The organism is Romboutsia sp. (assembly GCF_051659545.1).
In the GTDB taxonomy this organism is placed as follows: Bacteria; Bacillota; Clostridia; order Peptostreptococcales; family Peptostreptococcaceae; genus JBOFOR01.
Window position 1 is genome coordinate 1 of record NZ_JBOFOR010000159.1, and the last position, 5,614, is coordinate 5,614.

Sequence of the window (5,614 nt, forward strand, 5' to 3'; positions counted from 1 at the left end):
CCTTAAAAGATAAAAATAGAAGTTAATAAAAGGCTATATTCCAATTATGGAGTATAGCCTTTTAGATGTGCAAGAAAATAAAGTGATTATTTACAAATAATATGGAATAAAAAGGTAATATATAGTATATTGGAGACAAGCATAAGAAAAAAATTACTTAAGGGGGGGACTGGGATGAAATTACAAATAAAACAAAAAGTAATGGAACTACAAAATGAAATGATAACTTCAATTGTAGAGTGTATACAAATACCAAGTGTAATAAGTGAAGCGAAAGAAGGTTTCCCATTTGGGGAAAATATAGATAAAGCTTTAAGACATACATTAAAAATGTGCGAGTCTTTAGGGTTTAGAACAGTTTACAAAGATGGATACTATGGATATGCTGAAATAGGTGAAGGGGAAGAGCTAATAGGAATATTAGGGCACCTAGATGTAGTACCAGAAGGAGAACTTGAAAGTTGGGATATTCCACCATATGAAGGGGTAATAAAAGATGAAAAACTATATGGTAGGGGAACTCAAGATGACAAAGGACCTACAATAGCAGCAATCTATGCAGTAAAAGCATTGATGGATTTAGGAGTTAAGTTTGATAAGAGAGTAAGATTTATATTTGGGACTGATGAAGAAAACCTTTGGAGATGTATTCAAAAGTATTCTAAAAATAATGAAGAAATACCAAACTATGGATTTACTCCTGACTCAAAATTCCCAATGATAAATGCAGAGAAAGGATTATTACAAGCACTATTAGTATGTGAAGAAGAAAGTTCTGTAAACTTAAAATTAGGAAACGCATTTAATTCTGTACCAGATAAAGCTGTGTACAATGATATAAGCTTAGAAGAAGTAAAAATAGAATTAGAAAAGCTAGGCTTTGATTACACTACCCTAGAAAAGGGGATATGTGTAATAGGAACTGGAGTGCATTCACAAGTATCTGACTCAAAGGATGCTAAAAATGCTATATCTAGATTATGTATGGCACTTAATAAAGCAGGTGTAAAAAGCAAGGCAATAGACTTTATAGCTGAAGTTATAGGTGAAGATGCTAATGCAAACAATATAGTAGAAAACTGTAAAGATGAAGTATCAGGAAACTTAACCTTCAATATAGGAAAGTTAGAACTAACTGAAGAAAAACAAGTTATTTCAGTAGATATAAGAATACCTGTTACTTTTGAAAAAGAAATAGTAGTAAATAATTTAACAGAAAAAGCTAAGGCTTACGGATTAAAATATGAAGAGTACGATTGGTTAAAATCTATCTACGTACCAGCAGACAACTTCTTAGTAAAAACCTTAAGAGCAGTATTTGAAGAAGAAACTGGATTAGATTCTACACCATTATCTTCAGGTGGAGCTACTTATGCTAGAGCATTAGACAACTGTGTTGCATTTGGAGCAGTATTCCCAAATGCACCTAAAACTGAGCATCAACCTAATGAGTATGTGGTAATAGATGATTTAATGCATGCAGCACAAATTTATGGACTAGCTGTATACGAATTATTGGAAGGAAAATAATAAGTTGACTTATTATACTAATAAACCTATAATCAAATTGTAAAATAAAATATTAGCTAGGGGCGCCTTTTGGCTGAGAGATGAATTTAATTCATTAACCCTTGTACCTGATCTGGATAATACCAGCGTAGGAAAGCTTAGATAAAACTATAATATGTAGATAGAATTATATTATAACGTAATTAAAGGCTATATTCCAATGTTGGAGTATAGCCTTTTTTGAGCTGAGCGAATTTTTATTTGATTTTATAGACAAAAGTGGAGGGGTAAAATGAGAAATTACAAAGTACCAACATTAACAATTGCAGGATCAGACAGTTCAGGAGGAGCTGGAATTCAAGCAGATTTAAAGACTTTTAGTGCAATAGGGACTTATGGAATGAGTGTTATAACAGCAATAACAGCTCAAAATACACAAGGGGTGTTTTTAGTAGAAGACATTAGTGTGGAAATGATAAAAAAACAAATAGAAGTAGTATTTGATGATATACCACCTAGAGCTTTGAAAATAGGAATGGTATCAAGCGAAAATATAATAAGAGAAATTGCTAACACTCTTAAAAAATACAACCCAGAGTATTTAGTAGTAGACCCTGTTATGATATCAAAAAGTGGATATTCATTACTTCAGCCAGAAGCTAAAAAGAGTTTAATAGAAGAATTAATACCAATGGCTTATATAATAACTCCAAACGTACCAGAAGCAGAAGAAATAACTGGAATAACAATAAATAACTTAGAAGATATGAAAGCAGTGGGTAAAAAGATATTAGCACTTGGACCTAAATACGTATTGATGAAAGGTGGACACTTAGAAGGAGATGCGGTAGATGTTCTTATAGGTGAAAATACTTTTGAAATATTTAAGGGAGAAAGATTAGATAGAAAAAACACTCATGGAACAGGATGTACACTATCTTCATCAATAACCTCTCATTTGGCTCTAGGATATGACATAGTAGAAGCAGTTAAACTTAGCAAAGAGTATATAACAGAAGCTATAAGAAACAGTTTTGACATAGGTCATGGAGTAGGACCAGTTCATCATTTTTATAAACTTGAAAAGTAAATATCAGGGGGGAATTAAAAATGTATAAATTAATAAATGAAGTTAGACAAAAAAATCCATTAGTACTTCACTATACTAATGAGGTAACAATAAATGATTGTGCAAATATTACTTTAGCAATAGGTGCAAGCCCACTTATGAGTTATTCTTATGAAGAAGTTGAAGAAATAGTTCAAGTTGCAAGTTCAGTAGTAATAAATATTGGAACTATGAACTCAGCAAACTTAGAGTTATTTATAAAAGCAGGTAAGGCTTGTAATAAGTTTAATAAACCAGTTATTTTAGATCCAGTTGGTGTATTTGCTACAAAAACAAGAAGTGATTTTACTAATAGATTACTAAATGAAGTTAAATTTGATGTAGTAAAAGGAAATGCAGCAGAAATTAAATACATTGGTGGATTTAATGTAAATGGAAAAGGTGTAGATTCTTTTGATGATGAAGAAAATCTAGATGAAGTAATAAAAGCTGTAGCAAAAAAACTTGAGTGCATAGTCGTAGCAACAGGAAAAGTAGACTCAATTACTGATGGAGAAAAGGTTTGTAAAATAGATAACGGAACTGCAAAGCTAAAGAGCATAACAGGAACAGGATGTATGAGTGCAAGTTTAATAGGAAGTTTTATAGGAGCTTGTGAAGATAAATTCAAAGGAGCTACTATGGGTGTGCTAAGTATGTCTTTAAGTGGAGAACTAGCAAATAGTGAAAATCCATCAATAGGAAACTTTAAAGTTAAATTAATGGATACAGTGTATTCATTAAACAGTGATATATATGAAAAATATGCAAAGGTGGAAACAATATAATGAAATTTACAGAGTATTTGTTTGAAGAAAATAAAGAATTATGGGAGCAGTATTTAGTTCATCCATTTATAACTGAAATTGGAGAAGGAACTTTACCTAAAGAAAAGTTTTTAAATTACTTAATACAAGATTACTTATACCTAAAAGAATTTGTAAGGGTATTTGCTATGGGTGTAGTAAAGGCTAAAAGTATAGAGGAAATGAAACTTTTTTCAAGTGCCATTGGTGGAAGTATAGAGGATGAAGCAGCAACTCACATAAAATACATGGAGCAACTTGGGGTAAGTATTGAGGATGCAGAAAAATGTTATTTAAAAATTAATAATAGAAGTTACGTAAGCTATATGCAGTCGATATCTTTAACAGGTAGCCTTAAAGAAATAGTAATGGCAACTCTTCCATGTACATGGAGTTATTATTTCATAGGGGAATATTTATTAGAAAACTATAGAGATAACTTATTAGAAAACTACTATGGAGATTGGATAAAGTCTTACTCAGGTCATGAGTTTAAAGATGTTGTAGAAAAATGGATAGATTATACTAACGAATTATGTAGTAATTTAACACAAGATGAAAAAGTAAGTCTAAATACTATTTTTAATCAAGCTAGTATATATGAAATGGACTTTTGGGAGATGGCATATGAAGATTTATTAGAAAAGGAGATGGTATAATGTCTATATTAATAATAGCTTTTACACTACTAGTATTAGGGATATATTTTAAGGAAATAAGAAAAACAAAATTCACTACTAAAAAAATAGTAGCGATAGGGATGTTTAGTGGAATAGCATTTATTTTAAGTATGATTCAATTTATTCAATATCCTCAAGGTGGAGGAATAGCATTATTATCAATGATGCCAGTAATGTTAGTAGCTTTATTGTATGGCAAAGGTGAAGGATTAACTGCAGGTTTAGTCTACGGAGGATTAAAGCTATTAAATGGTGCATATATAGTTCATCCAGTACAATTAATATTAGACTACATATTAGCAAACATAGTTTTAGGTTTTGCAGGAAGCTTTGGTAGAGAGAAAAAATCACATGCGATACTTGGGTGTTTAATGGCTAGTATGTTAAGTGTAGCGTGTAGTGTTTTATCTGGGGTAGTATTTTTCGGGGAATATGCTCCAAAAGGTATGAACGTATGGTTATACTCATTTTTATATAACATTTCAAGTGTTGGTGTAGAAGGAATACTATGTTCAATAGCTATAGCTTTTATGCCACTTGCAAGAATAGCTAAAGAAGCTAAATTAAATACTGGAGTTAAAATTGACAATAAATCTGCACAATAGAGGAGAAGATATGGATAAATTAAAGGTTTACTTAGTAACAGATTCAAAAATCTTAGAAGGAAGAGATTTTTATGAGGCAATAGAGGACTCTCTAAAAGCAGGAATTAAAACAATACAGTTGAGGGAAAAAGATTTCCTAGGAAATGAGTTTTTAGAGAGAGCTTATAACTTAAGAGTGTTAACTAGAAAATATGATGCTTTATTAATAATTAATGATAGAGTAGATATAGCTATGTTAGTTGATGCAGATGGAGTCCATGTAGGGCAAAAGGATATACCTGCTAATGAGGTTAGAAGGTTAATCGGACCTGACAAAATACTAGGAGTATCTGCTAAAAATATTACTCAAGCTAAAAAGGCAAAAGAAGATGGAGCAGACTATATAGGTGTTGGTGCAATGTTTACTACTTCTACTAAATTAGATGCAGATAGTGTAAGCAAGGATGATTTGAAGAAGATAATGGATGAAGTGGATATACCTATAATTTGTATAGGTGGTATTACTTTGGAAAATAAAGGTGAATTAGACAATTTTAATGTAGCAGGATATGCAGTAGTTTCAGCTATATTAGGAGCAGAAAATATATATGAAGAATCAAAAAAGTGGATGAAAGCATAGCTTTCATTTACTTTATATGATATAAAATAAAAAGCTCTAACAATACATAAGTGTAAGGTTAGAGCTTTTTATCTATTTAATTAGTTGAAAATGATATTATTTTTCAACAGTCTGATCTTTATTATATAAATTTTCTAATTGTTCATTCTCTTTTGAAAGATTTTCGCTTATTTCCTTTGAATATTGAACTTTACATTTCTTACTTAATGAACAAAACATACTACTAGTTTTCACAAAAATCACTCCTTATATATTTAAATATGAATGGATAAGTTTTATAAAAGTTA

General features: G+C 30.7%; 7 protein-coding genes and 1 riboswitch. Of the genes, 6 read left to right on the forward strand and 1 reads right to left on the reverse strand.

Annotated elements, in window-relative coordinates; all coding sequences use genetic code 11:
• The first annotated feature begins 174 nt into the window (after window positions 1-174).
• The 6 genes from ACRC03_RS08985 to thiE all read left to right on the forward strand — a co-directional run bounded on the left by ACRC03_RS08985 (window position 175) and on the right by thiE (window position 5,327).
• Window positions 175-1,530 (forward strand): M20 family metallopeptidase, encoded by a 1,356-nt coding sequence (locus ACRC03_RS08985; RefSeq protein ID WP_438652230.1) that lies wholly within the window; start codon window positions 175-177, stop codon window positions 1,528-1,530.
• Between the two features lie 48 nt (window positions 1,531-1,578).
• Window positions 1,579-1,681: riboswitch (TPP riboswitch) on the forward strand.
• 120 nt (window positions 1,682-1,801) lie between these two features.
• A complete protein-coding gene (thiD, locus tag ACRC03_RS08990; protein ID WP_438652231.1) occupies window positions 1,802-2,599 on the forward strand; it encodes a bifunctional hydroxymethylpyrimidine kinase/phosphomethylpyrimidine kinase in 798 nt (265 codons plus the stop codon).
• A 20-nt stretch (window positions 2,600-2,619) separates the two neighbouring features.
• Window positions 2,620-3,405, forward strand: coding sequence for a hydroxyethylthiazole kinase (gene thiM, locus ACRC03_RS08995; RefSeq protein WP_438652232.1), 786 nt, complete (start codon window positions 2,620-2,622; stop codon window positions 3,403-3,405).
• The gene (tenA, locus tag ACRC03_RS09000) at window positions 3,405-4,082 is read left to right on the forward strand and encodes a thiaminase II (RefSeq protein WP_438652233.1); all 678 of its coding nucleotides are present in this window, start codon (window positions 3,405-3,407) and stop codon (window positions 4,080-4,082) included. Before thiM ends, tenA begins: the two co-directional genes overlap by 1 nt.
• A complete protein-coding gene (thiT, locus tag ACRC03_RS09005; protein ID WP_438652234.1) occupies window positions 4,082-4,708 on the forward strand; it encodes an energy-coupled thiamine transporter ThiT in 627 nt (208 codons plus the stop codon). Before tenA ends, thiT begins: the two co-directional genes overlap by 1 nt.
• Window positions 4,709-4,718: 10 nt before the next feature.
• Complete coding sequence (gene thiE / locus ACRC03_RS09010; RefSeq protein ID WP_438652235.1) at window positions 4,719-5,327, forward strand: thiamine phosphate synthase; 609 nt, start codon at window positions 4,719-4,721, stop codon at window positions 5,325-5,327.
• A 96-nt stretch (window positions 5,328-5,423) separates the two neighbouring features.
• Here the strand turns inward: thiE and ACRC03_RS09015 are convergent, their stop codons facing one another.
• The gene (locus tag ACRC03_RS09015) at window positions 5,424-5,561 is read right to left on the reverse strand and encodes a hypothetical protein (RefSeq protein WP_438652236.1); all 138 of its coding nucleotides are present in this window, start codon (window positions 5,559-5,561) and stop codon (window positions 5,424-5,426) included.
• Between the last annotated feature and the right edge of the window lie 53 nt (window positions 5,562-5,614).

Coding starts and splice junctions, on each gene's coding strand:
- ACRC03_RS08985 (WP_438652230.1), top strand. CDS start 175: ATGAAATTACAAATAAAACAAAAAGTAATGGAACTACAAAATGAAATG.
- thiD (WP_438652231.1), top strand. CDS start 1,802: ATGAGAAATTACAAAGTACCAACATTAACAATTGCAGGATCAGACAGT.
- thiM (WP_438652232.1), top strand. CDS start 2,620: ATGTATAAATTAATAAATGAAGTTAGACAAAAAAATCCATTAGTACTT.
- tenA (WP_438652233.1), top strand. CDS start 3,405: ATGAAATTTACAGAGTATTTGTTTGAAGAAAATAAAGAATTATGGGAG.
- thiT (WP_438652234.1), top strand. CDS start 4,082: ATGTCTATATTAATAATAGCTTTTACACTACTAGTATTAGGGATATAT.
- thiE (WP_438652235.1), top strand. CDS start 4,719: ATGGATAAATTAAAGGTTTACTTAGTAACAGATTCAAAAATCTTAGAA.